Here is a 24,348-nt window from a genome sequence, read left to right on the forward strand (position 1 = left end):
CACGCCAGCCTCAGGCATGGTGAACATCATGATCGAGATCACCGGAATCAGTGATCGCGATCGACCGGAATGGATGATCGCGATCAACGGAATACGCACTCCTGCGTCCGGTCGAGCAGGATCATGGCACCAGCCGTGAAAATCAGATTTCCCAGCGCGTGGGATGCAAACCAGACAAGCCATGCCGCGCCGTAGCCGCCTGGTGGACCGATCGCGGCACCGACCACGGCACCGAGTCCAGGCCCGGCAATACCGATGGCGAGCACGAGCTTGAGCAGACCATTCAGCCGCCGCAATCGCGGGCGGGTGCCCCGCGGCAGCCAGGCGATCATTGCGGCGCTGGCAATTTCGATGCTGTTCGCTCCCCCCCACGAGAAAGACGTCACCCAGGTCGCACCCGCTGCGAGGCTGGCGAGCACGATGCCCGCCGCACTGGCGATAATGATCGATGCGGGGAGGCGCCAGCCGGTTGGCTGGCGAGTCAACAATAATGCGAGCGGCAGGGCATTCGCCGGCCAGCACGCTGGAATGCGGTCACCGAAGCGGCAGGCATAAAGGCTGATTGCGGCCAGCGCGGCGGCGACGACCGCAACAACGACAAGTGCCACGCCCGTGCCCGCGCGCGGCTCATTGCCTTGGCGGACCGTGCCGCTCTGCAACAGCGGATCGAGCCAACCAAGCCTCACCACAGCCGAAGCCGGCGCAATCGCTTTCGAAAAAAATGCACAAACCTATCCTGACCTGAGTCGAAACCATCAATTCTGGTTTCGACATCAAATCAGGTTCAGATTAAAATGCCGTTAATGTGAAGTCAGGACGGTGCCGAAAATCCGTTCAATCGGCCGCCAGAGCCATGTGCTTGCGCGCAATATCGCCGCTGACGTACGATTCCAGCGCCTCGCCGATCGCTTCGGCATGATGGGCGAACACGTGATCCGCCCCGGCCATGACGCGATAATCGACCGTGACGCCCTTCTGGGTGTTCAATTTGTCGACCAGTTTGCGGACCGAAGCTTCCGGCACCAGCTCGTCGGCATCGCCGTGGATCATCAGCCCGCCGCAGGGGCAGGGGGCCAGGAACCCGAAATCGTAATGCGCAGCCGGTGTGCCGACGCTGATCCAGCCCGAAACCTCCGGCCGGCGCATCAGCAACTGCATGCCGACGAAGGCGCCGAACGAATACCCGGCAATCCATAGCCCGCCGTGGCCGGGGTTCAGCGCCTGCATCCAGTCGAGCGCGGCGGCCGCGTCGTTAATCTCGCCCATGCCGCCATCATAGCTGCCCTGGCTGCGTCCCACGCCGCGGAAATTGAACCGCATGACAGAAAAGCCAAGTCGTTGAAAAACCTGATACATCGTGTAGGTGATGCGATTATTCATCGTGCCGCCGTGCAGCGGATGCGGGTGCAGCACCAGCGCCAGCGGCGCACCCCGCTCCTTGGCGTGGTGGTAGCGTCCTTCGAGGCGGCCATCAGGCCCGGCAAATGTGACTTCAGGCATCGGTTTATCAGTTCTTTCTCAGTCTTGGTATCGATAGCGAACACGCTCCCTGGTCGGTTGACCGGAAGCCCAACAAACTCTACCCGCGCTCCTAAGCGCGTTTCACGGGAAATCTCGCAAAAGCCCATACCGCCCATTCGCCCGGCAAATCAACATAATTGCCGATTGGGCAGACCAGCCTCCAGTAAATAGGGACCCTTGAGGCGTTATCGACCGGCTTAGACTGCATAGCTACTCTCCTGAACGACGATACCCCGACAGACCCCGCCTTGAGCGGTCAATTTTTGTGCCGACAAACCCGATCGCAGCCAGGCTTCACGTCAAAGCCAGGAAACAGCGCATCGTTTTCATACGGTACCGCCCGATTGCCATTGTCGCGACATCAATTATATACAAGTGATGTTTATACGCGGTAATCCCGTGATTTCCTATGGAAATGTCGTATGAGCCGCATGTTTTTGCGTGAAACGGTCCGAGCCTATCGTCAGCGGGATCCCGCCGCGCGGTCGGACATCGAGGTTTTGCTCTGCTACCCTGGGCTCCATGCGGTGTTGCTGCATCGCGTGGCACATGCGTTGTGGCGCAGCCATGCGTATCTGCTGGGGCGACTCGTCTCGCATTTCGGCCGGATGCTCACGGGAATCGAAATTCACCCTGGTGCGACCATCGGGCGGCGCTGCATCATCGATCACGGCATGGGCGTCGTGATCGGTGAAACCGCCGAACTCGGCGATGATGTGTATCTCTACCATCAGGTCACGCTGGGCGGCACGTCGAGCGATCACGGCAAGCGCCACCCGACTCTCGGCAATGGCGTCATCATCGGCGCCGGGGCGAAGGTGCTAGGTGACATTCTGATCGGCGATAACGCCCGCGTCGGTGCCAACGCGGTCGTGGTCGCGGCAGTGCCGCCCAATACCACGGTCGTCGGCATTCCGGCCCGGCCGGTCGAGCGTGGCACCGCGGTGCGCCCCTCGAAGCCACGATTCGACCCGTACGGCACGCCGTGCGACCCGTGTATCGATCCGCTGTTGCATGAAATCGACACGCTGCGTTCGGAAATGAACGATCTGGAAGCGCGAATCGCCCGCGCCGAGGCCCTGCGGCCCGCCCCCGCACCGGGGCGGGAGGCCAATGTCGATGAACGCGTCGAACGAAGCTGACCCTCTCTACCTGGATGCCAACGCGACCGAACCGCTGCGCCCGGCCGCCCGCGCGGCGCTGATCGACGCGCTGGACATCCTGGGCAATCCCGCCTCCATCCATGCCGAGGGCCGCACCGCCCGGCGCGGCCTCGAGACTGCCCGGACCATCATTGCCGCCCGGTTCGGCGCAAGGGCGCAGGATGTCGTGTTCTGCTCGGGTGCGACCGAAGCCAACGCCATGGCGATTCACGCCTTCGGTGCGACCCGCCCGATCGTGATCGGCGCGACCGAGCACGATGCCGTGCGCGCCGGCGCACCCGCCGCCGAGATCATGCCGGTCGATGCGGCCGGTCTCGCCGACCTCGCCTGGCTCGAGGCCGAACTCACGGCGCGGCCGGGCGCCCTGGTCTGCGTGATGGCGGCCAACAACGAAACCGGCGTGCTCAGCCCCATCGCCCCGATCGCCGCGCTCTGCGCCGCGCATGGCGCGTTGCTGCATGTCGATGCGGTGCAGGCGGCCGGGCGGATTTCCATTGATTATCTGGCGCTCGGTGCCACCAGCGTCGCGATCTCGGCCCATAAGTTGGGCGGTCCGAAAGGGGTCGGTGCCCTGATCCTCGCGCCCGGCGTCGCGGCGGGCCTGCCAGCGCTGATCGCCGGCGGCGGCCAGGAACAGGGGCGGCGCGGCGGCACGCCGGCGCTGCCCGCGATCGCCGGTTTCGCCGCCGCGATCACGGCGTCCGATCCTGCCGAGGCGCCGCGCCAAACGCGCCTGCGCGACGCGATCGAGGCCGGCGCGCGCGACTATGGTGCCATCGTGATCGGCACCGGCGCACCGCGGCTGCCCAACACGACCTGCCTCGCTCTGCCCGGGCTGGCCGCCGAGACCCAGGTGATCGCGCTCGATCTCGAGCGGATCAGCGTCTCCGCCGGTTCGGCCTGCTCGTCGGGCAAGGTGGCGCGCAGCCATGTGCTGACGGCGATGGGCCTGCACGACCTCGCCGGCTGCGCCATCCGCGTCTCCCTGCCGTGGAACGCGCCCGAAGACGCGCCTGCCCGGTTTCTCGCCGCATATCGGCGTCTTGCCGCGCGCGCCTTGCGCAAGCGTGGCGGGTTCTCTAACTCACCCGAAGCGTATATCCCGTCCCTGGTTTGAAGGTTTCCGATGCCAAGCATGATATTTATCGAGCGCGATGGATCGCGCCGCACCGTCGATGCGCCGGTTGGCCTCTCGGTGCTCGAAGTGGCGCATAAGCACGGCGTCGATATCGAAGGTGCGTGCGAAGGCTCGCTCGCGTGCTCGACCTGCCATGTGATCGTCGATCCCGACTGGTATGACCGGCTCGGCAAGGCGTCCGAGGATGAGGAGGACATGCTGGACCTTGCCTTCGGCCTCGAAAAAACGTCCCGCCTCGGCTGTCAGATCGTGATGTCGCCGTCGCTTGATGGCTTGGTGGTGCGGTTGCCGGCCGGCGTGCGCAACGCGCAGGGTGGGTAGGCACAATCATGCGGATCGTGGTTGCCATGTCGGGTGGGGTGGATAGTTCGGTGGTTGCCGGGCTGATGCACGCGGCCGGGCATGAGGTGATCGGGGTGACGCTGCAACTCTATGACCACGGCGCCGCCGCCGGCCGCAAGGGTGCCTGCTGCGCCGGGCAGGACATTCACGACGCGCGCAATGTGGCGGACCGTCTGGGCATCGCGCATTACGTGATCGATGCCGAGGCCGCGTTCCGCAAGGCGGTAATTGCCGATTTCGCGGAGTCCTACGCCACCGGCAAAACCCCGGTGCCGTGCGTGCGCTGCAACCAGCATCTGAAATTCGGCGACCTGCTCGGCCTCGCGCGCGATCTGGGCGCCGAAGCGCTGGCCACCGGCCATTACGTCCGCCGCGAACAGGGCAGGGATGGGGCCGAACTGCATCGGGCTGCCGATGCCGCGCGTGATCAGTCCTGGTTCCTGTTCGCCACCACGCGCGACCAGCTCGAATTCGCCCGGTTTCCGCTCGGCTCCATGCCGGACAAGGCCGAAGTGCGCGCCCATGCCGCCAGCATGGGCCTGCAGGTGGCGGACAAGCCGGACAGCCAGGATATCTGCTTCGTCCCCTCCGGTTCGTATGCTGATATCGTGACGAAACTCCGCCCCGATGCCGCCCTGCCGGGCGACATCGTCGATCAGGACGGCACCGTGCTCGGCAGCCACCAGGGTATCGCGCGCTACACGGTGGGCCAAGGCAAGCGCCTGGGTGCCGCATCGGGGCGCGTCGTCACCGAAATCGATGCCGGGCGCCGCCGCCTCGTGGTCGGGCCGCGCGGCACGGGTTCACGCCGGGTGCGGCTTGCCGAGCCGAACTGGCTGATCGAGCCGCCGGGTACGCCGTTTCGCGCGACCGTCAAGCTCCGCGCCCGCGAGACCCCGCAGGACGCGGAAATCGACGCTGCCACCGGCATCGTCACGCTCGATACCGCGGCCCTCGCCGCACCGGGGCAGGCCTGCGTGATCTATGACGGCACCAGGGTGCTGGGCGGCGGGTTCATCGTCTGACGGCCAATTGATACCGGCGCCGCGTAACTCTTGCCGGTTTCAATCGGCGAACCGCGCAATCGACTCTGGTTTCGCCCGTTCATCGCGCTATAATGGCGACGCGCCGCCGCTTTCGTGCCACGCAAGCGGCAGCGCAAAACTTCGGGCGTGACGGTTTTCGGCCGTCGTGCCACACCATAGTGCAACCATCGCTCCGGCATCGACCGGCGCGACAAAAACATAAAGGATCCCGCCGTGGCCAACGAAAAATCGCAGAACGTGCAGGACGTCTTCCTGAACCATGTTCGCAAGAGCAAAACCCCGGTCACCGTGTTCCTGGTGAACGGCGTCAAATTGCAGGGTGTCATCACCTGGTTCGACAATTTCTCGGTTCTGCTCCGCCGGGACGGTCATACCCAGCTGGTCTACAAGCACGCGATCTCCACCGTGATGCCGGGTGCGCCGATCCAGCTGTTCGATGCGACCAAGGCCGAGGGCAGCGTCGCCGCCACCCCCTCGCAGAATCCCACCACTTTGAGCCTGATGAACCGCGCGGAGCCCGATCGCGATGACGAGTAGGTTTATTTGACCACCGAAACCCAGGCCGCCCCGACCCGCGCCGCGATTCTGCTCCCCTGGGAGCATGGGTCGCGGCGCGATCGTCTGCGCGAGGCCGATGCACGGCTGGCCGAAGCCATCGGCCTCGCCGCCTCGATCGGGCTGGTCATCGCCTATCAGGACACGCTGCAAATCCGCGCGCTCCGCCCCTCGACCCTGTTCGGCGAGGGTCAGGTCAGCCGCATCGGCGAGGCGATCACCGAGGCCGATATCACCGTCGCGGTGGTCGATGCCGCGCTCAGCCCGGTGCAGCAGCGCAACCTCGAACGCGCCTGGAACTGCAAGGTGATCGACCGCACCGGCCTGATCCTCGATATTTTCGGCGAACGCGCCCGCACCGCCGAAGGCGTGCTGCAAGTCGAACTCGCCCATCTCGCCTACCAGCGCTCCCGCCTGGTCCGCTCCTGGACCCATCTTGAGCGCCAGCGCGGCGGTTTCGGCTTTCTGGGCGGCCCCGGCGAAACCCAGATCGAGGCGGATCGACGCCTGATCACCGACCGCATCGCCCGCCTGAAACGCGAATTGGAAGATGTCCGCCGCACCCGCGCCCTGCACCGCACCGCGCGCAGCCGGGTGCCCTATCCGGTGGTCGCCCTGGTCGGCTACACCAACGCCGGTAAATCGACCCTGTTCAACGCGCTCACGGGTGCCGCCGTCCAGGCCGAGGATCAGTTGTTCGCAACGCTCGACCCCACCATGCGCCTGATCGTGCTGCCCTCCGGCCGCCACGCCATCCTGTCCGACACGGTCGGCTTCATCTCCGATCTGCCGACCGAACTGGTCGCCGCATTCCGCGCCACGCTCGAAGAAGTCGCCGCCGCCGATATCCTGCTGCACGTGCGCGACGCCGCCCACCCCGACAGTGCCGCCCAGCGCGCCGATGTGGTCACCGTGCTCGATGGCATGGCCGATTCCGGCATGATCGATGCCGGCTGGCAGTCGCGCAGCTTCGAAGTGCTCAACAAGATCGACCTGCTCGCCCCCGAATTGCGCGACCTGCCGGATACCACGGCCATCGCGGTCTCGGCCCTGTCCGGTGAAAACCTGATGGCGCTGCGCGAGGCGATCGATGCGCGTCTGGCCAGCAGCATGCACCTGATCGACTACACCCTGCCTTCGTCGGATGGCGCCTCGCTCGCCTGGCTGTACCGCCATGGCGAGGTGCTGGCCCGCGCCGATCTCGATGACGACATCAAGGTCACCGTCCGCCTCCGCCCCGAGGACCGGGCCCGGTTCGAGCGCGATTTCACCCTGCCCGCTGCGAGTTCCGCCCCATGATGCTCGATGAAGCCGATCTGGTCGCCATTACCGAGCTGATGCGCCATGTCGCGAAAACCATCATCATGCCGCGCTTCGGCCATATCGGCCCGGCCGATCTGCGCACCAAATCCGGCCCGCTCGACCCGGTGACGGTGGCCGACGAAGCGGCCGAACGCGCACTCACCCAAGGGCTGCGGCAGTTGTTCCCCGGCATCGCGGTGATCGGCGAGGAATCGGTCGCGGGCGACCCCACGCTGATGGGGGCCATCGGCGGTTCAGCACCGGTATTCGTGATCGACCCGATCGACAGCACCCAGAATTATGCCGCCGGCCTGCCGCTGTTCGGCGTCATGATCGCGCTGGTCGAGGATGACGAGACCACCGCCGGCCTGATCTATGATCCGATCCGCGACGATACCGTGGTCGCCACCAAGGGCCACGGCGCCTTCCTGATCCGCCGCGCCACCGCCGGCGATGCCGCCGGGCCGGACGATTGGGTGCGCCTGCACGTCGCCAAACCCGCGCCGCTCGATGCGTCGATCGCCTCGGTATCGTGGCAATACATGCCCGAGCCGGAACGCTCGCTCGTGCTGCACGGCCTGACGAAGCTGGGGCAGACGCCGAATTTCCGCTGTGCCGCGCACACCTACCGCGCCCTGGCGATGGGCCATATCCATGCCACCGTCTCGCGCCGGACCCTGCCGTGGGATCATGCGGCGGGCGCCCTGATCGTCGCGGAGGCGGGCGGCTATGTCCGCAAGCCGGATGGTTCGCCCTGGCACCCCTCCGAGCTCGATGGCGGCATCATGGCGGCGGTCGATGAAGCGAGTTGGCAGGCACTAAGCCAGGTGTTCGCCTGAACGCGGCTCGCTGGCTTTAACCTGCCGCCACAGCGCCTCCATCGCATCGAGATCGGCCTGCTCGGGCGTGTTGCCGGCGCTGGCCAGCAGCGCCTCGACCGCGCGAAACCTGCGTTCGAATTTCGCATTCGCCCGGCGCAGCGCGGCATCGCCGCTGCACCTGAGCTTGCGCGCCAGATTGACCATCACGAAAAACAGATCGCCCAGTTCATCCTCGATCCGGTCGGGATCGTTGCCCGGCAGCTCCGCGCGCAGTTCGGCGATTTCCTCATCGAGCTTGTCGAGCACGGAGGCGGCATCCGGCCAGTCGAACCCGACGCGGGCGGCCCGGCTCGCGAGTTTCTGCGCCCGCAGCAGCGGCGGCAGCGTGGTCGCAATCCCGTCCAACACGCCGGTTTCGGCCCTGCCGGCCCGTTCGCGCGCCTTGTCCGCCTCCCAGGTCGCGGTCTGCGCCCCGGCATCGCGCATCGCCGCATCGCCGAACACATGCGGATGGCGGCGGATCATCTTGGCCGTAATACCCGCCGCCACCGCCTCGAAATCGAACCAGCCGCGCTCCTCGGCGAGGCGCGCGTGATAAACCACCTGAAACAGCAGATCGCCCAGTTCATCGCGCAACGCAGATGGATCGTTATTCACGATCGCATCGGCAACCTCATAGGCCTCCTCGACCGTATAGGGAGCAATGGACGCGAAATCCTGCACCCGGTCCCAGGGGCAGCCTGAAACCGGATCGCGCAGCGCTGCCATCACGGTGAGCAGTCGGGCCAGGCCAGTGCTTTGTCGTTCGGAGTCGGTCATGCGGCCTCGGGCGTTCGGGGTGGATCGGCGTCTGGTCACGCCGGCGTGATGGCGCGGATTCGCCAAACCACACTAATATAGCGGTCAAGGAGAACAACCATGCTGATCAGACATCGACCCGAATGGGACCTGCCCGAGAGTGCCGCCACGCCGCAGCACATCGTGATGAACCGTCGCGCGGCACTCGCGGGCCTCGGCGCCGCAACCATGGGCTTCGGTGCGATCGGCACGGCCCAGGCGCAGAGCGCAATGAAGGTCACGATCGAGGACCCCGGCTATTCCGCCGCCGCGATGCGCTTTCAGCCCGGCCGGCCGCTGACCCCGCAGAAAGACGCCGAGCGATACAATAATTTCTACGAATTCGGCCTCTCGAAGGATATCTGGCGCGCCGCCCAGAAGCTGCCGATCGAGCCCTGGACCATCAAATTCGACGGGCTGGTGGAAAAACCCTTCACGATCTCGTTCGATGATCTGATGAAGCAGGTGAAAACCGAAACCCGCGTCTATCGCCACCGCTGCGTCGAAGCCTGGGCGATCACGGTGCCGTGGGAGGGCTTCGCCATGAGCGATCTGGTCAAGCTCGCCAAGCCGCTGTCCTCGGCGAAATATCTGCGGTTCACCAGCCTCGCCGATGCCAAGACGATGCCGGGCTTGTCGATCCCGTTTTTCCCCTGGCCCTATCACGAAGGCCTGACCATGGCGGAGGCGACCAACGAACTCGCCTTCGTCGGCACCGGCCTCTACAACCAGCCGATGCCCAAGCAGGACGGCGCGCCGATTCGCGTGATCCTGCCGTGGAAATACGGGTTCAAATCGGCGAAATCGATCGTCCGGATCGAATTCGTCAAGGATCAGCCGGAAACCTTCTGGCAAAAGACCAGCCCGGACATGTACGGGTTCTGGGCCAATGTGAACCCGAAATTCCCGACGCTGCGCTGGAGCCAGGCGCGCGAACGGATCATCGGCACCGACGAAACCGTGCCGACCGTGATCTACAACGGCTACAGCCAGTGGGTCGCACCGCTTTACGCCGGCATGAAACAGGACCGCACGCTGTTCATGTAACGGAAACCGACACCCCGCGCGCGGTTGATCGGGCGGTGGCTATCCCGCCAGATTACCCGCGCGTTTTTCCGTTTATTGCGTATAAAATGCATGCTGTAAAACTTTATGCGTAAATGCAATGATTCGGTTAAGTTAAACTAAATCTATAACAAAGAAAATTTATCTTTACTTATTTTTTTAAGGCTGTTCATATTCCGGTTCTGCGATGGAACAAACTTCGCGGGGACAAAACGGCACGAGCCTCAAGGTGGTGCGTTTACGGGAGAGACATGCCATGGCCGAACACCTGAGACTCGATTCATATCTGGATTTTGCCGCCGGCCGCACACCGCATCTCGTCGCGGTCTGCCAGACGGTTCATTCCATCGCCGCCGCAGGTCGCCAGATTTCGCGCATCCTCGCGCGCGGTCCGCTGGCCGGCAATCTCGGCGCGATCATCGGCGCCTCGATCGACGGTGATGGCCAGAAGGCGCTGGACGCCATGACCCACACCATTCTCCGCGAAGCCCTGGCCCGCGCCCCGGTCGCGGTCTTCGCTTCGGAGGAATCCGATGAACCCGAGGTGCTCGACCCGCATGCGCCCCTCGCCGTCGCGGTCGATCCGCTCGATGGTTCATCCAACATCGACACGCTGGCCCCGATCGGCACGATCTTCTCGATCATGCCCGCCGGCATGGGCGTCGCGGATGATCCGGCAGCACCCTTCCTGCAGCCCGGCCGCCAGCAGCTTGCCGCCGGGTTCGTGATCTACGGCCCGCAGACCGCCCTGGTCCTCACCCTCGGTGCCGGCACCCGCGTCTTCACGCTCGACCCGGACTCCGGCGCCTTCATCGCAACCCGCGGTGAAATCGAGGTGCCGCACACCACGCGCGAATACGCGATCAACGGCTCGAACCTGCGCCATTGGGACCCCGAGATCCGCACCTACATCATGGAGCTGAAAAAAGGCCGCAACGGGCCGCGCGGCGAGGATTTCAACACCCGCTGGCTGGCCTCGATGGTGGGTGACGCGTTCCGCATCCTGATGCGCGGCGGCATCTATCTCTACCCGGCCGATCAGCGGCGCGGCTATCGGGCCGGGCGCCTGCGCCTGGTCTAGAAGCCAATCCGATCGCGATGCTGATGGAACAGGCCGGCGCCGCCGCAACCGATGGCCGCACCGCCGTGCTCGATCTCGTCGCGAACGACATTCACCAGCGCTGCCCGCTGGTGTTCGGCTCGACCGATGAGGTCATGCGCGTGGCCGATGCATATCACGCCGGTGCGGTGAATGAATCACCGCTGTTCAAGACGCGCTCGCTGTTTCGCAAAACAGCGAGCACGATCGAATCACTGGCATGAGCCGCAAGCACCCGATCATTTCGGTCACCGGCTCGTCCGGCGCGGGTACCACCTCGGTCCGCAACGTGTTCGAGCAGATCTTCCGCCGCGAAAAAATCGAGGCGGCGATGATCGAAGGCGATTCCTTTCATCGTTACGATCGCGCTACAATGAAATTGAAAATGGCCGAGGCGGAAGCGGCGGGTAACCGGCATTTCAGTCATTTCAGCCCCGAAACCAATCTTCTGTCTGAATTGCAGGAGACCTTCGCAACCTATGCGGCAACCGGCCGCGGCAGATCTCGCCACTACATCCATGACCAGAGCGAGGCCGAACAATACGGCGCCGCACCCGGCACGTTCACGCCATGGGAAGACCTGCCCGAGCATACCGACATCCTGCTCTACGAGGGTCTACACGGTGCCGTCCAACACGGCGATATCGACACTGGCAAGCACGCCGATATCAAGATCGGCGTCGTACCGGTCATCAACCTCGAATGGATCCAAAAAATCCATCGCGACAGCAAGACCCGCCAGTATTCAACCGAAGCGGTGATGGACACGATCCTGCGGCGGATGCCCGATTACGTTCACTACATTTGCCCCCAGTTCACCTATACCGACATCAACTTCCAGCGCGTGCCGACGGTCGATACCTCGAACCCGTTCATCGCCCGCTGGATTCCAACCGCCGATGAATCGATCGTGGTGGTGCGGTTTCGCAATCCGCACGGCATCGACTTTCCCTATCTGTTATCGATGCTGCACGGCAGCTTCATGTCGCGCGCCAATTCCATCGTCTTGCCCGGTAATAAATTCGATCTGGCCATGCAACTGATTTTAACGCCGGTGATCATGCAGCTGATGGATCACAAAAAGCGGGCTGTGCGATGAAAATGCAGAGAAAAAGTCAAGGGAACGTCTTCTTTTTTGTAGACAAAAAAGAAGCAAAAAAAACTTTGTTGGTTGGGCGCTTGCCTTTGAAAACAACTGTGTATCCGTTCTTGAAAGGTTTTTGATATGGCACGCATCACTTTGCGTCAGTTGCTCGATCACGCCGCCGAACGCGGCTATGGCGTCCCGGCGTTTAACGTTAATAATATGGAACAAGTGATCGCGATCATGGAGGCGGCGGCCGCAGCCGACGCGCCGGTGATCTTGCAGGCATCGCGCGGCGCACGGTCCTACGCCGGCGACGTCATGCTGGCAAAAATGATCGAGGCCGCAGAAATCACCTACCCTGCCATTCCGATCTGCCTGCACCAGGACCACGGCAACGACGAAGGCACCTGCCTCTCGGCGATCCAGCACGGCTACACCAGCGTGATGATGGACGGTTCGCTGAAAGCCGATGCCAAGACGCCCGCTGATTACGACTACAATGTTGCGATCACCGCGCGTGTGGCTGATCTGGCCCATCGCGTCGGCGTGTCGGTCGAAGGTGAACTCGGGGTGCTCGGCAGCCTCGAAACCGGCATGGGCGAGGCGGAGGATGGCCACGGCGCCGAGGGCACGCTCTCGCACGACCAGTTGCTGACCGATCCGGATCAGGCGGTCGAATTCGTCAAAGCCACCAAGGTCGATGCGCTCGCGGTCGCAATGGGCACCTCGCACGGCGCCTATAAATTTTCCCGCAAGCCCGATGGTGCGATTCTCGCGATGCACGTGATCCGCGCGATCAACGAACGCATGCCCGCGCTGCACCTCGTGATGCACGGATCATCCTCGGTGCCGCAGGAGTTGCAGGAGGCGTTCAACCGCTACGGCGGCGCGATGCCACAAACCTGGGGAGTGCCGATCGAGGAAATTCTGGTCGGCATCCGCCACGGCGTGCGCAAAGTGAATATCGACACCGATTGCCGCCTCGCGATGGCGGCCGCTCTGCGCAAGGTCGCGACCGAAAAACCGGCCGAATTCGACCCCCGCCAATTCATGAAACCAGCGACCGCAGCATTGCGCGATCTTTGCCGGCAACGCTTCGAAGCGTTCGGCACCGCGGGCCAAGCATCGCGCATTCGCCCCCAACCGCTCGCCGCCATGGCGCGGCAATACGCTACCGGCAGCCTAGACCCCGTCTTTTCCGTTCGCGCCGCCGCCTGAACGACAACCGCTAACCGGAGACCCGACAATGGACACACCCACACCGAAAATAGCCGATGCCAAGACCGTCCGCGGCAAGGACCGCTATCGATCGGGCGTTATGGAATACAGCAAGATGGGCTATTGGGAGCCCGATTACGAACCGAAGATCACCGATGTCATCGCGCTGTTCCGCATCACGCCGCAGGATGGTGTCGACGCGATCGAGGCGGCGGCCGCGGTCGCTGGTGAAAGCTCGACCGCGACCTGGACGGTGGTCTGGACCGATCGGCTCACCGCCTGCGAGAAATATCGCGCCAAAGCCTATCGGGTCGACCCGGTGCCGAACGGGCCCGGCCAGTATTTCGCCTACATCGCCTACGATCTCGCGCTGTTTGAACCCGGCTCGATCGCGAACCTCACCGCCTCGATCATCGGCAACGTCTTCGGTTTCAAGCCGCTCAAGGCGCTGCGGCTGGAAGACATGCGGATGCCGGTTGCCTATATCAAAACCTTCGATGGTCCCTCCACCGGCATCGTGGTCGAGCGTGAGCGCCTCGATAAATTCGGGCGCCCGTTGCTGGGTGCCACGGTCAACATTGGCGCGACCGGTTTCTATACTGCATGGAAGCGGTCAATCGCGCCCAGGCGGTATCCGGCGAAGTCAAGGGCACCTATCTCAACGTCACCGCCGGCACGATGGAGGAAATGTACGAGCGCGCGAATTTTGCGCATGAACTCGGCTCTACCATCGTGATGATCGACCTTGTGATCGGCTACACCGCGATCCAGTCGATGTCGAAATGGGCGCGCAAGCACGACATGATTCTGCACCTCCATCGCGCGGGCCACGGCACCTATACGCGCCACAAAACGCACGGCGTGTCGTTCCGGGTCATCGCGAAATGGATGCGGCTTGCCGGGGTCGATCACATTCATGCCGGCACCGTGGTCGGCAAGCTCGAAGGTGATCCGCTCACCACGCGCGGTTTCTATGACGTGCTGCGCGAGGACCACAACCCGATGCGCCTCGAGCACGGTATTTTCTTCGAACAGGATTGGGCGGGCACCCGCAAGGTGATGCCGGTGGCCTCGGGCGGCATTCATGCGGGGCAGATGCATCAATTGCTGCATCATCTGGGTGAGGATGTGGTGCTGCAGTTCGGCGGAGGCACCATCGGTCATCCGCTCGGCATCGCCGCCGGTGCAACGGCCAACCGCGTCGCCCTCGAAGCGATGATCCTGGCGCGCAACGAGGGGCGTGATTACTACCGCGAGGGTCCGGATATTCTCGCCCAGGCGGCGCGGCATTGCCTGCCGCTGCGCCAGGCGCTCGATACCTGGGGCGATGTGACGTTCGATTATACTTCGACCGACACGCCCGATTTTGTTGCTTCCCCGATGCCAGCATACTGAGGATCAAGACCATGCGAGTCACCCAAGGCTGTTTTTCATATCTTCCCGATCTGACCGATGAACAGATCAGCAAGCAGATCCAGTATTGTCTCGACAATGGCTGGGCGGTCAATCTCGAGTATACCGACGATCCACACCCGCGGAACACGTATTGGGAAATGTGGGGTCTGCCGATGTTCGACATCCGTGACGCGAAAGCGATCATGGGCGAGTTGAACGATTGCCGGCGCATCCATACCGATTGTTACATCAGGCTCAGCGCGTTCGATGCGACGAACACCTGGGAGTCGCTGCGGATTTCCTTCATCGTGCAGCGGCCGGCCGATGAAGCCGGGTTCATGCTGACGCGCCAGGAAATCGGCGGGCGGATGATGCGTTATGAAACCCGGGCCTATGGGCTGCAAAAACCGGAAGGCTCACGCTACGGCGGCTGAGGGAGATGATGATGCTCGACCATGCGGAACCTGCAATGCGCCCGACCGAACCGATCGACCTGAAGGCCGAATTCGCCGGTGCGGGCATCAGCGAAGTGCTTGATGGGCTTGAACGCGATCTGGTCGGGCTGAAGCCGGTCAAGGCGCGCATCCGCGAGATTGCAGCGCTCCTGCTGGTCGAGCGGGTGCGCCAGAAATACGGCTACGCGACCGAGGCGCCGACGTTGCATATGTCGTTCACCGGCAATCCGGGCACCGGCAAGACCACGGTGGCGCTGCGGATGGCGAGTATTCTGAAGGCGCTCGGCTTCGTTCGGCAAGGCCAGCTGATTTCGGTGACGCGGGATGATCTGGTCGGGCAATACATCGGGCATACCGCACCGAAGACCAAGGAGATTCTGAAAAAGGCGATCGGTGGCGTGTTGTTCATCGATGAGGCGTATTATTTGTATCGGCCGGATAACGAGCGCGACTATGGTCAGGAGGCGATCGAGATCCTGTTGCAGGTGATGGAGAATCAGCGCGAGGATCTGGTGGTGATCCTCGCGGGGTACGCCGACCGGATGGACAAGTTTTTCACGCTCAATCCGGGGTTTCGCTCGCGCATTGCTCATCATATCGATTTTCCTGATTACGAGAATGCCGAGTTGCTTTCGATCAGCGATACGATGTTGCAACGGCAGAACTACCGGTTCAGCCCGGAGGCGCGGGCGGTGATGGACCGGTATATCGCGCGGCGGCGGGAGCGGCCGTATTTTTCAAATGCGCGCTCGATCCGCAACGCGCTCGACCGGGCACGGTTGCGCCAGGCGAACCGGGTGATCGCGCATGACGGGCTGATCGATCCGGCGATGCTGACGATGATCGAGCCGGAGGATCTGCTCGGTAGCCGGGTGTTTCTGGAGACCGATACCAGTTCGGGAGAGATCGATGCTTGACGCCGCCGCGACGCGCACCGTGCTGATCGCGCCATCGATCCTGTCCGCCGATTTCTCCGCCCTCGGCGAAGAGACCCGCGCGATCGTGCAGGCGGGCGCGGATTGGGTACATATCGATGTGATGGATGGGCATTTCGTACCGAACTTGACGTTCGGGCCGATTGTCGTGAAATCGCTGCGGCCGCACACCGCTGCGGTGTTCGACGTGCATCTGATGATCGCGCCGGTCGACCCGTACCTTGATGCGTTTGCCGATGCGGGGGCGGATATCATTACGGTGCATGCCGAGGCCGGGATTCATCTTGATCGGACGGTGCAGGCGATCAAGGCGCGCGGCTGCCGCGCGGGCGTGGCGCTGTGCCCGGCGACCTCGGAAGAGGCGCTGCGCTATGTGATCGACCAGATCGACCTGGTGCTGGTGATGACGGTGAACCCAGGGTTTGGCGGGCAGGTGTTTCTGGACAGCCAGTTGCCGAAGATCCGGCGGGTGCGCGAGATGATCGGCGCGCGGGACATCCGGTTGGAACTTGATGGTGGGGTAACGCCGGAGAACAGCGGCGCCTGCATCGCGGCGGGGGCGGATGTGCTGGTGGCGGGATCCGCGGTGTTTCGAGGTGGCGTGGCACGCTACGCCGAGAACATCGCGGCTTTGCGCGCTGGTGGCCTGCGGCGGTGATGCGGCGGTGGCGGGATGAGACGGTGTGGTTGCGACGCTCGACGTTTCGGCTGGGCTGTCGGCCAGGATGGCGGCGCAATGCTCGTTCAGCGCGGCGAAATAGGAACTGATGGCGCGGTGGAGCGTGGCGGGCATGCCGGCGGCATCACAGAGGGCGAGCATCAGATCGCACAGGACTGCTAACAATGCTGCGATGCATTGGGTTTTCTGGGTGGCTGTCAGGGCCGGTCGTGGCGTGGTCACACTGGTTTATAGGCCGGGTGGGAGGGGGGTGGGCAAGCGGATATGTGCGAGGAAGAGCCATGCGGTTGCACTTGTAACGGTGGCCTCGAAATCCTTTGAAAGGCGCCGACCTCTGCCGCGCCAGGCGAAGGGTCGCTCCATCCCCTCCAGCAATCTTCCACCGGCTTACGCTAACGGAACCTTTGCTGCTTCCGGCCGGCGGCGTGGCAGGAGTTCGAACCCGCTGGCGGTGTCGGAGCGCTCAATCGGGCCCGACAAAGACCGCAAGAGCGCTTGCCGCGCGGCCGGATGGTGAAATCGCTGTCCGGGCCGGTCTAAATAATTGACCGTCTGGACGATTTATTTTATTGTTTGCCCAAGCTGAAGTAAATAACAATTTTCCCGGGGGGTAGACTGTCCACCATGCTCCGAAACAGGACCGCTATGATCGACGATGTCGGTGCACTGAGGGCGCTTCAGCTGGACCGGTTGAAAGCCACTGCCGCGCATGCCTATCAGAACAACAACCATTACCGTCATGCGTTCGACAAAGCGGGCATTACCCCAGCCAATCTTACGTGCCTTGCCGATATCGCGACATTGCCGTTCACCACCAAGGGCGATTTGCGTGCGCATTATCCGTTCGGCTTTTTCAGCGTCCCGATGGATCAGGTGCAGCGGGTCCACGCCTCATCCGGCACGACCGGCAAACCCACTGTTGTAGGGTATACGAAATCGGACATCGAAACCTGGGCGGCACTGGTCGCTCGCTCGATCGAGGTTGCCGGCGGCAAACCCGGCATGAAAATCCATGTCGCTTACGGCTATGGCCTGTTCACCGGCGGCCTTGGCGCGCATTATGGCGCCGAGGCGGCGGGCTGCACCGTGATCCCGATGTCCGGCGGTCAGACCGAAAAGCAGGTGCAGATGATCATTGATTTCCAGCCAGACATCATCATGGTCACGCCGAGCTATATGCTAACGATTCTCGATGAGTTCATCCGCCAGGGCATCGATCCTCGTTCGACCTCGCTGAAGATCGGTATTTTTGGCGCGGAACCCTGGACCGATGCGATGCGCGCGGAGATCGAGTCGGCCTTTCACATCGATGCGGTGGATATTTATGGCCTCTCGGAGGTCATGGGGCCGGGGGTTGCCAGCGAGGGGGCGGCCATGAAAGACGGGCCGACGATCTGGGAGGATCATTTTTACCCGGAGATCATCGATCCGGTGACGGGCGAGGTCTTGCCGGACGGGGCGGTTGGGGAGCTGGTTTTCACGTCGCTCACGAAACAGGCGATGCCGGTGATCCGCTATCGCACGCGCGACCTGACCTGCCTGTTGCCGGGGACTCTGCCAGGACCGTTGGGCGCGATGCGCCGAATGGGCCGGATCATGGGCCGGTCGGACGACATGATGATCATCCGCGGTGTTAACGTCTTTCCGACCCAGATCGAGGAATTGCTGTTCGAATGCGCTGGCCTGGCGCCCCATTATTATATCGAGCTGACCCGTCCCGACCGGATGGATGAGATCAAGGTTTGCGCGGAAGCCAAGGTCGATTGTCTCGATGAGGGGAGCATCGCCGCGCAAGGCAGGAAGCTGCGTGAGCTGATCAAGGGACGCATCGGCATTACGGCTGTGGTCGAGATCGTCATGCCGGGGACGATCGCGCGATCGCTGGGGAAGGTTCAGCGGATCAGGGATCTGCGCAAGCTGGCCGGATAGGGACGAGGCGATGGTATCGAACCGTAATTGTTGCTAATCTGGCAGGCCGCCCAGAAACATTTCGGTCGCAAGATCGGCGATCTTGCCCGCTTTCGTCGGACCGTTCGGGTCGAACCAGATATGGGTCCAGTTCAGCATCCCAAAGAACATCATGACGATTGGCCGGCGCAGTGCCGGGGATTTGGTGAGCTTTGGGCGCAGTTCGATCGTCAAACGGTCCACCACGTCCAGCAGATCGCGCTGGTGCTTGACGATGATCGCGCGCCGCGGCGCGGGCAAATTTGGCAACTCGTTCAGCAGGATCTTTTGGCTGGCCTGCGCGCCGCTATAAAGCCGCATCAGCGCGTGGGCGAGTGCGCGCAGCTTGGCATCCGCTGCGCCCTCGCCGGCTTCGATCCGTGTGGCCGCCTCGACGAGGGTTTGGACATGCGTGTCCATGACGTCGAACAGGATATCGTCCTTGGCGGGATAATAATGGTAGAGCAATGATTTCGAGATAGCACAGGAGTCCGCCAGCTCCGCGACGGAGGCGCCCAGGAAGCCCTTTTTGGCGTAGAGCAAGGCGGCGGCTGCCATGATGGCCTCGCGGCGCTTGTCGTAATCCGCCGATTGCGTTCTTGCCATGAACCAGTTGATCCCGGATGTTCACTCACCCGGATTGATAGTCCGAACGGACGGGTTTTGCTACACCCCGCGGACGCGTAAAGACAGTTTCAAATCGCATCGATCGTCAGCGGATCGTGGCTCGCCACCGATGCGCCGGTACCGGCCGCGGCGGCATGGACCGCGCGGATGGCGGGGAGGGGCAGGGTGGTCCGGCGTTTCCCAGGTGAGGGTGAAAGGCGGGGACGGGCGGGTGGTCGCGCTGTTTCAGGGGCTTGGCCGGATGATCGGGGCAAAAGTGCTGCCGGGCGCATAAATTAATTGACCGATCGGTCGGGTTATCGTAGTTTCAAATCCGTCCGGAGGAGCAGGCGCATGGATACTGTCGAGCTGAGCAAACAGAATGACATTGCGGCCATCGCGGCGGACGATGCGGGGCGGCACGCGGCGTTCGAGGCGCGCGTCGCGGCGGACGAGTTCATCGAGCCCAAGGACTGGATGCCGGAGGCGTATCGCAAGACGCTGATCCGGCAGATATCACAGCACGCGCATTCGGAAATTGTCGGGATGTTGCCGGAGGGCAACTGGCTGACGCGCGCACCCTCGCTGCGGCGCAAAGCGATCCTGCTGGCGAAAATCCAGGATGAATGCGGCCATGGGCTTTATTTGTATGCCGCGGCCGAAACATTGGGGGTGTCGCGCGACGAGATGACCGAAGCGCTGCATGCGGGACGGGCGAAATACTCCACGATTTTCAATTACCCCACGCTGACCTGGGCGGATATCGGCGCCATTGGCTGGCTGGTGGACGGTGCGGCGATCTTGAACCAGGTGCCGCTGCAGCGCACCTCGTACGGGCCGTATGCGCGCGCGATGGTGCGCATCTGCAAGGAGGAGAGTTTCCATCAGCGCCAGGGCTATGAGAGCATGATGCAGCTGGCGAACGGCACGCCGGCGCAACAGCGCATGGCGCAGGATGCGCTGGACCGCTGGTGGTGGCCCTCGCTGATGATGTTCGGGCCACCGGACGACAACTCGCCGAACTCCGCGCAATCGATGCGCTGGCGGATCAAGCGCGATACCAATGACAAGCTGCGCCAGAAATTCATCGACGTGACGGTGCCGCAAGCGCAGGCCCTGGGGCTGACGATTCCCGATCCGGACCTGAAATGGAATCCGGCGCGCGAAAGCTATGATTATGGCGCGATCGATTGGGCGGAATTCTATGCCGTGGTGCGCGGCGAGGGACCGGTGGCGAAGGACCGGATCAAGGCGCGGATTGATGCCTGGGAGAGCCAGTCCTGGGTGCGTGAGGCCGCCATGGCGCATGAGGCCAAGCGGCAGAACAAGGCGGCGTGACATGAAAGAGGGTCTGCCGCTCTGGGAAGTTTTCGTGCGGGCCAAGAACGGCCTGTCGCACCGGCATGTCGGCAGCGTGCACGCCGCCGACCCGAAAATGGCGGTGGAGGCGGCGCGGGATGTTTATACCCGCCGGATGGAGGGGGTCAGTCTGTGGGTGGTGCCTTCGGCTGCGATCACCGCGTCCGACCCTGGCGACGCGGCCTGCCTGTTCGAGCCGGCGCAGGACAAGGTTTACCGGCATCCGACCTTCTATGTTGTGCCTGATAATGTGAAGCATATCTGATGGCGCACGATCTTGCTGTGCGGTTGGGTGACGACGCGCTGATTCTGGGGCACCGGCTGAGCGAATGGTGCGGCCATGCGCCGACGCTCGAGCTTGACCTGGCGCTGACCAATATCGGGCTCGACCTGATCGGACAGGCGCAGTTGTTCCTGGGACTGGCTGCGGCGGCGGAGGGCGAAGGGCGCGACGCGGATGCGCTGGCCTATCGGCGCACCGAGGATGCGTTCCAGAACTGCCTGCTGGCGGAACAGCCGAACGGCGATTTCGCGCGTACCATCGCGCGGCAGTTCCTGTTTTCCGCTTGGCAGGAATTGCTGCTCCGGCGGCTGGCGGATGCTGCGGACCAGGAGATCGCGGCGATCGCGGGCAAGGCGGTCAAGGAAGTCACCTACCATGCCAGCTTTGCCGCCGGCTGGGTGGTCCGGCTTGGCGACGGCACCGCCGAGAGCCATCAGCGCATGATCGCAGGGCTCGACTGGTGCGGGCGTTTTACCGGTGAGCTGTTCGAGGATGGTTGCGCGGCGCTGCGCACAGAATGGGATGCACGCGTGGGTAAGGTATTGGCGCAAGCCGGGCTTGACGCGCCTGAGCCGGTGCGCGGCATCACCGGCGGCAGGCGCGGGCGCCATTCCGAACATCTGGGGCATCTGCTGGCGCAGATGCAGTATCTGCCGCGAGCCTATCCGGATGCGGTGTGGTGAGCGCCACCATTGCGGAGCGGCTTGTGGCGCGGATTTATGAAATTCTGGGCGCGGTGCCGGACCCTGAGATTCCGGTGATTTCGGTAGTGGAGCTCGGTATTGTGCGCGCGGTGCGCGCCGGCGTACCGGCGGCGGTGGTGATCACCCCGACCTATTCCGGCTGCCCGGCGACGGTGGCGATCAACAAAGCGGTGCGCGCGGCGCTGGATGATGCCGGTTTGCGGGATGTCGTGGTCAAAACAGAATTGTCACCGGCCTGGACGACGGATTGGATATCTGATTCAGGGCGGGCGAAGCTGCTGGCCTACGGCATTGCGCCGCCGGAAACCGCAGCAGAGCGCCGGGCGCGGCGGGATGCGGCGCCGGCGATCTGCCCGCAATGCGGTGCGGGCAGGACCGCAGAGATCAGCCAGTTTGGCTCGACCCCGTGCAAGGCGCTGTGGCGCTGCCTTGAGTGTGCCGAGCCGTTCGACCGGTTCAAATGTATATAGCGGGCGCCATGGACAAACCGAAAACCAGTTTTCACGCGCTGACCGTGGCGGAGATCACGCGCGAGACGCGTGATGCCGTCTCCATCCGTTTCGATGTGCCAGACGCGCTGGCGCCGCATTTCACATTCAAGGCCGGGCAGTATCTGACGCTGCGGGCGGAGATTGGCGGTGAGGACGTGCGCCGCAATTATTCGATCTGCGCGGCACCGGCGGAGGGCGTGCTGATGGTGGCGGTGAAAGCCGTGGCCGGCGGCAAATTCTCCACCTACGCCAACAATGTGCTGCAGCCGGGCAATCGGTTGGAGGTGATGCCAGCCTCCGGCCGTTTCACGGCACCGTTCGGGGCAGAGCGGGCCTTGTCCTATGCCGCGTTCGCCGCCGGCTCCGGCATCACGCCGATCCTTTCGATCCTGAAAACCGTGCTGCACAGTGAGCCGGCAAGCCGCTTCAAATTGTTTTACGCCAACCGCCAGAGCGGGCAGATCATGTTCGCCGAGCAACTGGCCGCACTCAAAAACCGCTACATGGACCGGCTGGAAATTTTCCACTTCCTCTCGATGGAAGAGGACGATGTGGCGCTGTTCAACGGCCGGCTGGACGCACGAAAATGTGCGGAGATTGTCGGCCTGTTGCTCGATCCAGCGGATTTGGACCAGGTTTTCATTTGCGGCCCGGAAGGGATGATGCTCGGCGCTGAGGCAGCACTGCTCGCGGCGGGCGTGCCGGCGGAGACGATCCTGCTGGAATTTTTTTTATCAGCCGGGCCAAGCACAGCGCAAAGCGAGAGCGCAGCAGCGGTGGTGCAAGCGGCGGCGGGGCGGCGGATGGGGATTTTGCTGGATGGCCGCAAATCGACGGTAGTGTTCGATGCCGCGCTGGGGAATATCCTGGATAGCGTGCGCGCCGCCGGGATGCCGGCCCCGTTCGCCTGCAAAGGCGGGGTATGCGCGACCTGCCGGGCGAAGCTGGTTTCGGGCGAAGTGGATATGAAGGTGAACTATGGGCTGACGGCCGATGAGGTCACCCAAGGCTATATTCTAACCTGCCAATCCGCTCCGCGCGGCGATGATGTGGTGATAAGCTATGATATGTAGGTTGGCCGAAGTGCGGGAATAATGCCAGAGCGGATCGGCAGCTTGCGGTCGGCTCCAGCCGAAGACAGACTGGCAGGTTTGCCTCTCATTGCGGTGAACCGCCCCGGTTTTCCCGGAGACCGTTGGTTTCATGCGCCGCCCGGGGTCGCCGCCTTTCCGCAAATGCATCCCCAGCGACAGGCTCGGCGAAGGTCCGCACCGCAGTCATGCTCGGAGCTTGCAAACAGGCTTGGCTGTTCCTCGTCAATGATCCAGCCCGTATCGCCTCAATCGGAACAAGGACCTGGGCGTGTGCCAAAGGCTAAGTCAGTTGGTATTACATCAACAAATTGCCAGTGCCCCCAGTCGTTTTCAGTCACTCCAGTCAACATGCCCAGCTTTCATAATGCCGATCTGCCGGTCAACCATCAGTCGAAAAATCTCCGATCCGGAAATCCCTATCTGTAACTTTCAGCTATCCGTCCACAGAACCTAGAGAGCGCTCGATCAATGCACGCATGACATCCCGGGACGGCATCTCTTCCCGGAACCGCTCGAACATTTCGGTGCGGGGTCTGGATGATGCAGCTTCAGATAGAATGGCCATCGCCGCTTCCGTGAAATCGTCGGGTGCTGCATGTAATACATAGGGGTCGAGATGGCAGGGAAATTTGCATGTCTCACTCAGGAGCAAGCCACCATGCATGATCGCGTAGAAATAGCGCATCTGCGATGGATGGGGCCAATTTCTATGTTGCGGAATATTCAGACTTAGGTGCGACCGCGCGAGATAATCGTTTCGGAGAAAACCCGGTGTTTTGGATTCCAGGAACGTCACTGACCGGCCCCGTGCATGGAGCCGAGAGAGCTGCGACTGCCGGTATTGGGTCATCCCCCCGGTGAACAGGAAATCGATATCCTTGCGGGTGTGGTCCGATTGGTATCGCGTCGCATATCCAGGCACGAAACGCAGCTCGAGCCGATGCACATTGTCGGGACCCAGCGCGCCTCGGTAGTTTGACAGTTGTTGTTCAGAAACGCACCAGACGGCACGCGATACACTGGCAACCAGCATGAAATTCATGCATCGGTTCAACCAATACGGAGCATTGCTGTAATGGGTGTCCAACGTCGGGTCGTCTGAGAAGTTGCGCGTTCCGGTGGATCGCGATCACTGATTCCGTTTGATCGCGATCATCGATTCCGGTGGATCGCGATCATGGATTCCGTTTGATTGCGATCATCGAT

26 protein-coding genes and 2 pseudogenes are annotated in these 24,348 nt (G+C 62.9%); 22 read left to right on the plus strand and 6 right to left on the minus strand.

Annotated features, from left to right (window positions below):
* Positions 1-83: 83 nt before the first annotated feature.
* On the minus strand, positions 84-686 hold the full coding sequence (locus B7X49_RS15395; RefSeq protein ID WP_286840095.1) for an MASE1 domain-containing protein: 603 nt from the start codon (positions 684-686) through the stop codon (positions 84-86).
* Positions 687-834: 148 nt separating this feature from the next.
* Positions 835-1,500 carry an alpha/beta hydrolase gene (locus B7X49_RS15400; RefSeq protein WP_029311228.1) on the minus strand — a complete coding sequence of 222 codons (666 nt, stop codon included), beginning with the start codon at positions 1,498-1,500 and terminating at the stop codon, positions 835-837.
* A 443-nt stretch (positions 1,501-1,943) separates the two neighbouring features.
* On the opposite strand from B7X49_RS15400, the gene cysE reads away from it, so the two are divergent.
* The 7 genes from cysE to B7X49_RS15435 all read left to right on the plus strand — a co-directional run bounded on the left by cysE (position 1,944) and on the right by B7X49_RS15435 (position 7,906).
* Entirely contained in the window at positions 1,944-2,663 is a 720-nt protein-coding gene (cysE, locus tag B7X49_RS15405; RefSeq protein WP_286704124.1) for a serine O-acetyltransferase, read from the plus strand.
* Positions 2,641-3,801, plus strand: a complete 1,161-nt coding sequence (locus tag B7X49_RS15410; RefSeq protein ID WP_286704125.1) for a cysteine desulfurase family protein — start codon at positions 2,641-2,643, stop codon at positions 3,799-3,801. The genes cysE and B7X49_RS15410 overlap by 23 nt, the downstream gene beginning before the upstream one ends.
* A gap of 9 nt (positions 3,802-3,810) precedes the next feature.
* The gene (locus B7X49_RS15415) at positions 3,811-4,143 is read left to right on the plus strand and encodes a ferredoxin family 2Fe-2S iron-sulfur cluster binding protein (RefSeq protein WP_286704126.1); all 333 of its coding nucleotides are present in this window, start codon (positions 3,811-3,813) and stop codon (positions 4,141-4,143) included.
* Between the two features lie 8 nt (positions 4,144-4,151).
* Positions 4,152-5,189 carry a tRNA 2-thiouridine(34) synthase MnmA gene (gene mnmA / locus B7X49_RS15420; protein ID WP_286704127.1) on the plus strand — a complete coding sequence of 346 codons (1,038 nt, stop codon included), beginning with the start codon at positions 4,152-4,154 and terminating at the stop codon, positions 5,187-5,189.
* 234 nt (positions 5,190-5,423) lie between these two features.
* Complete coding sequence (hfq, locus tag B7X49_RS15425; RefSeq protein ID WP_029311233.1) at positions 5,424-5,747, plus strand: RNA chaperone Hfq; 324 nt, start codon at positions 5,424-5,426, stop codon at positions 5,745-5,747.
* Positions 5,748-5,753: 6 nt separating this feature from the next.
* The gene (gene hflX, locus B7X49_RS15430; RefSeq protein ID WP_286704128.1) at positions 5,754-7,064 is read left to right on the plus strand and encodes a GTPase HflX; all 1,311 of its coding nucleotides are present in this window, start codon (positions 5,754-5,756) and stop codon (positions 7,062-7,064) included.
* Positions 7,061-7,906, plus strand: a complete 846-nt coding sequence (locus B7X49_RS15435) for an inositol monophosphatase family protein (RefSeq protein WP_286704129.1) — start codon at positions 7,061-7,063, stop codon at positions 7,904-7,906. Before hflX ends, B7X49_RS15435 begins: the two co-directional genes overlap by 4 nt.
* Here the strand turns inward: B7X49_RS15435 and mazG are convergent.
* On the minus strand, positions 7,886-8,707 hold the full coding sequence (mazG, locus tag B7X49_RS15440; protein ID WP_286704130.1) for a nucleoside triphosphate pyrophosphohydrolase: 822 nt from the start codon (positions 8,705-8,707) through the stop codon (positions 7,886-7,888). The two genes, B7X49_RS15435 and mazG, sit on opposite strands and share 21 nt — an antisense overlap.
* Positions 8,708-8,806: 99 nt before the next feature.
* Between mazG and msrP the strand changes: the two genes are divergently transcribed.
* From msrP to rpe, 9 genes and pseudogenes are all read left to right on the plus strand, one after another.
* Positions 8,807-9,772: a protein-methionine-sulfoxide reductase catalytic subunit MsrP gene (msrP, locus tag B7X49_RS15445; RefSeq protein WP_286704131.1), complete on the plus strand. Its 966-nt coding sequence runs from the start codon at positions 8,807-8,809 to the stop codon at positions 9,770-9,772.
* 274 nt (positions 9,773-10,046) lie between these two features.
* On the plus strand, positions 10,047-10,871 hold the full coding sequence (locus B7X49_RS15450; RefSeq protein WP_286840100.1) for a class 1 fructose-1,6-bisphosphatase: 825 nt from the start codon (positions 10,047-10,049) through the stop codon (positions 10,869-10,871).
* A 17-nt stretch (positions 10,872-10,888) separates the two neighbouring features.
* Positions 10,889-11,113 (plus strand): hypothetical protein, encoded by a 225-nt coding sequence (locus B7X49_RS15455; RefSeq protein ID WP_286840104.1) that lies wholly within the window; start codon positions 10,889-10,891, stop codon positions 11,111-11,113.
* Positions 11,110-11,988 carry a phosphoribulokinase gene (locus tag B7X49_RS15460; RefSeq protein ID WP_029311239.1) on the plus strand — a complete coding sequence of 293 codons (879 nt, stop codon included), beginning with the start codon at positions 11,110-11,112 and terminating at the stop codon, positions 11,986-11,988. Before B7X49_RS15455 ends, B7X49_RS15460 begins: the two co-directional genes overlap by 4 nt.
* Positions 11,989-12,114: 126 nt before the next feature.
* Positions 12,115-13,194 carry a class II fructose-bisphosphate aldolase gene (gene fba, locus B7X49_RS15465; RefSeq protein WP_286704133.1) on the plus strand — a complete coding sequence of 360 codons (1,080 nt, stop codon included), beginning with the start codon at positions 12,115-12,117 and terminating at the stop codon, positions 13,192-13,194.
* 28 nt (positions 13,195-13,222) lie between these two features.
* Positions 13,223-14,589: pseudogene (locus B7X49_RS15470) on the plus strand (form I ribulose bisphosphate carboxylase large subunit).
* Between the two features lie 11 nt (positions 14,590-14,600).
* Positions 14,601-15,023: a ribulose bisphosphate carboxylase small subunit gene (locus B7X49_RS15475; protein WP_029311242.1), complete on the plus strand. Its 423-nt coding sequence runs from the start codon at positions 14,601-14,603 to the stop codon at positions 15,021-15,023.
* Positions 15,024-15,034: 11 nt separating this feature from the next.
* Positions 15,035-15,961: a CbbX protein gene (gene cbbX, locus B7X49_RS15480; protein WP_286704135.1), complete on the plus strand. Its 927-nt coding sequence runs from the start codon at positions 15,035-15,037 to the stop codon at positions 15,959-15,961.
* Complete coding sequence (rpe, locus tag B7X49_RS15485; RefSeq protein WP_286704136.1) at positions 15,954-16,637, plus strand: ribulose-phosphate 3-epimerase; 684 nt, start codon at positions 15,954-15,956, stop codon at positions 16,635-16,637. The genes cbbX and rpe overlap by 8 nt, the downstream gene beginning before the upstream one ends.
* A gap of 249 nt (positions 16,638-16,886) precedes the next feature.
* Here rpe and B7X49_RS15490 read toward each other — a convergent pair.
* Positions 16,887-17,126, minus strand: a pseudogene (locus B7X49_RS15490) (hypothetical protein); the annotation flags it as partial.
* Between the two features lie 177 nt (positions 17,127-17,303).
* Here B7X49_RS15490 and B7X49_RS15495 point away from each other — a divergent pair.
* Complete coding sequence (locus B7X49_RS15495) at positions 17,304-18,587, plus strand: AMP-binding protein (protein WP_286704137.1); 1,284 nt, start codon at positions 17,304-17,306, stop codon at positions 18,585-18,587.
* 33 nt (positions 18,588-18,620) lie between these two features.
* Here the strand turns inward: B7X49_RS15495 and B7X49_RS15500 are convergent, their stop codons facing one another.
* On the minus strand, positions 18,621-19,211 hold the full coding sequence (locus B7X49_RS15500; protein WP_286704138.1) for a TetR/AcrR family transcriptional regulator: 591 nt from the start codon (positions 19,209-19,211) through the stop codon (positions 18,621-18,623).
* Between the two features lie 354 nt (positions 19,212-19,565).
* Between B7X49_RS15500 and paaA the strand changes: the two genes are divergently transcribed.
* The 5 genes from paaA to B7X49_RS15525 are packed head-to-tail and all read left to right on the plus strand — an operon-like array spanning position 19,566 to position 23,121.
* Entirely contained in the window at positions 19,566-20,549 is a 984-nt protein-coding gene (gene paaA / locus B7X49_RS15505) for a 1,2-phenylacetyl-CoA epoxidase subunit PaaA (protein ID WP_286704139.1), read from the plus strand.
* Position 20,550: 1 nt separating this feature from the next.
* Entirely contained in the window at positions 20,551-20,835 is a 285-nt protein-coding gene (gene paaB, locus B7X49_RS15510; RefSeq protein ID WP_286704140.1) for a 1,2-phenylacetyl-CoA epoxidase subunit PaaB, read from the plus strand.
* Positions 20,835-21,536, plus strand: coding sequence for a 1,2-phenylacetyl-CoA epoxidase subunit PaaC (gene paaC / locus B7X49_RS15515; protein WP_286704141.1), 702 nt, complete (start codon positions 20,835-20,837; stop codon positions 21,534-21,536). The genes paaB and paaC overlap by 1 nt, the downstream gene beginning before the upstream one ends.
* On the plus strand, positions 21,533-22,027 hold the full coding sequence (gene paaD / locus B7X49_RS15520; protein WP_324504027.1) for a 1,2-phenylacetyl-CoA epoxidase subunit PaaD: 495 nt from the start codon (positions 21,533-21,535) through the stop codon (positions 22,025-22,027). Before paaC ends, paaD begins: the two co-directional genes overlap by 4 nt.
* A gap of 8 nt (positions 22,028-22,035) precedes the next feature.
* Positions 22,036-23,121: a 2Fe-2S iron-sulfur cluster-binding protein gene (locus B7X49_RS15525; RefSeq protein WP_286704143.1), complete on the plus strand. Its 1,086-nt coding sequence runs from the start codon at positions 22,036-22,038 to the stop codon at positions 23,119-23,121.
* A 454-nt stretch (positions 23,122-23,575) separates the two neighbouring features.
* On the opposite strand, the gene B7X49_RS15530 is transcribed toward B7X49_RS15525, so the two are convergent.
* On the minus strand, positions 23,576-24,184 hold the full coding sequence (locus tag B7X49_RS15530) for a hypothetical protein (protein ID WP_286704144.1): 609 nt from the start codon (positions 24,182-24,184) through the stop codon (positions 23,576-23,578).
* Between the last annotated feature and the right edge of the window lie 164 nt (positions 24,185-24,348).

Source organism: Acidiphilium sp. 34-64-41 (assembly GCF_002282635.1).
Lineage (GTDB): Bacteria > Pseudomonadota > Alphaproteobacteria > Acetobacterales > Acetobacteraceae > Acidiphilium > Acidiphilium rubrum.

Excerpts from the sequence above, each read along its gene's own strand:
- B7X49_RS15400 (WP_029311228.1), bottom strand. The coding sequence starts at position 1,500 with ATGCCTGAAGTCACATTTGCCGGGCCTGATGGCCGCCTCGAAGGACGC.
- cysE (WP_286704124.1), top strand. The coding sequence starts at position 1,944 with ATGAGCCGCATGTTTTTGCGTGAAACGGTCCGAGCCTATCGTCAGCGG.
- B7X49_RS15410 (WP_286704125.1), top strand. The coding sequence starts at position 2,641 with ATGAACGCGTCGAACGAAGCTGACCCTCTCTACCTGGATGCCAACGCG.
- B7X49_RS15415 (WP_286704126.1), top strand. The coding sequence starts at position 3,811 with ATGCCAAGCATGATATTTATCGAGCGCGATGGATCGCGCCGCACCGTC.
- mnmA (WP_286704127.1), top strand. The coding sequence starts at position 4,152 with ATGCGGATCGTGGTTGCCATGTCGGGTGGGGTGGATAGTTCGGTGGTT.
- B7X49_RS15435 (WP_286704129.1), top strand. The coding sequence starts at position 7,061 with ATGATGCTCGATGAAGCCGATCTGGTCGCCATTACCGAGCTGATGCGC.
- mazG (WP_286704130.1), bottom strand. The coding sequence starts at position 8,707 with ATGACCGACTCCGAACGACAAAGCACTGGCCTGGCCCGACTGCTCACC.
- msrP (WP_286704131.1), top strand. The coding sequence starts at position 8,807 with ATGCTGATCAGACATCGACCCGAATGGGACCTGCCCGAGAGTGCCGCC.
- B7X49_RS15450 (WP_286840100.1), top strand. The coding sequence starts at position 10,047 with ATGGCCGAACACCTGAGACTCGATTCATATCTGGATTTTGCCGCCGGC.
- B7X49_RS15455 (WP_286840104.1), top strand. The coding sequence starts at position 10,889 with ATGCTGATGGAACAGGCCGGCGCCGCCGCAACCGATGGCCGCACCGCC.
- B7X49_RS15460 (WP_029311239.1), top strand. The coding sequence starts at position 11,110 with ATGAGCCGCAAGCACCCGATCATTTCGGTCACCGGCTCGTCCGGCGCG.
- fba (WP_286704133.1), top strand. The coding sequence starts at position 12,115 with ATGGCACGCATCACTTTGCGTCAGTTGCTCGATCACGCCGCCGAACGC.
- B7X49_RS15475 (WP_029311242.1), top strand. The coding sequence starts at position 14,601 with ATGCGAGTCACCCAAGGCTGTTTTTCATATCTTCCCGATCTGACCGAT.
- cbbX (WP_286704135.1), top strand. The coding sequence starts at position 15,035 with ATGCTCGACCATGCGGAACCTGCAATGCGCCCGACCGAACCGATCGAC.
- rpe (WP_286704136.1), top strand. The coding sequence starts at position 15,954 with ATGCTTGACGCCGCCGCGACGCGCACCGTGCTGATCGCGCCATCGATC.
- B7X49_RS15495 (WP_286704137.1), top strand. The coding sequence starts at position 17,304 with ATGATCGACGATGTCGGTGCACTGAGGGCGCTTCAGCTGGACCGGTTG.
- B7X49_RS15500 (WP_286704138.1), bottom strand. The coding sequence starts at position 19,211 with ATGGCAAGAACGCAATCGGCGGATTACGACAAGCGCCGCGAGGCCATC.
- paaA (WP_286704139.1), top strand. The coding sequence starts at position 19,566 with ATGGATACTGTCGAGCTGAGCAAACAGAATGACATTGCGGCCATCGCG.
- paaB (WP_286704140.1), top strand. The coding sequence starts at position 20,551 with ATGAAAGAGGGTCTGCCGCTCTGGGAAGTTTTCGTGCGGGCCAAGAAC.
- paaC (WP_286704141.1), top strand. The coding sequence starts at position 20,835 with ATGGCGCACGATCTTGCTGTGCGGTTGGGTGACGACGCGCTGATTCTG.
- B7X49_RS15525 (WP_286704143.1), top strand. The coding sequence starts at position 22,036 with ATGGACAAACCGAAAACCAGTTTTCACGCGCTGACCGTGGCGGAGATC.
- B7X49_RS15530 (WP_286704144.1), bottom strand. The coding sequence starts at position 24,184 with ATGAATTTCATGCTGGTTGCCAGTGTATCGCGTGCCGTCTGGTGCGTT.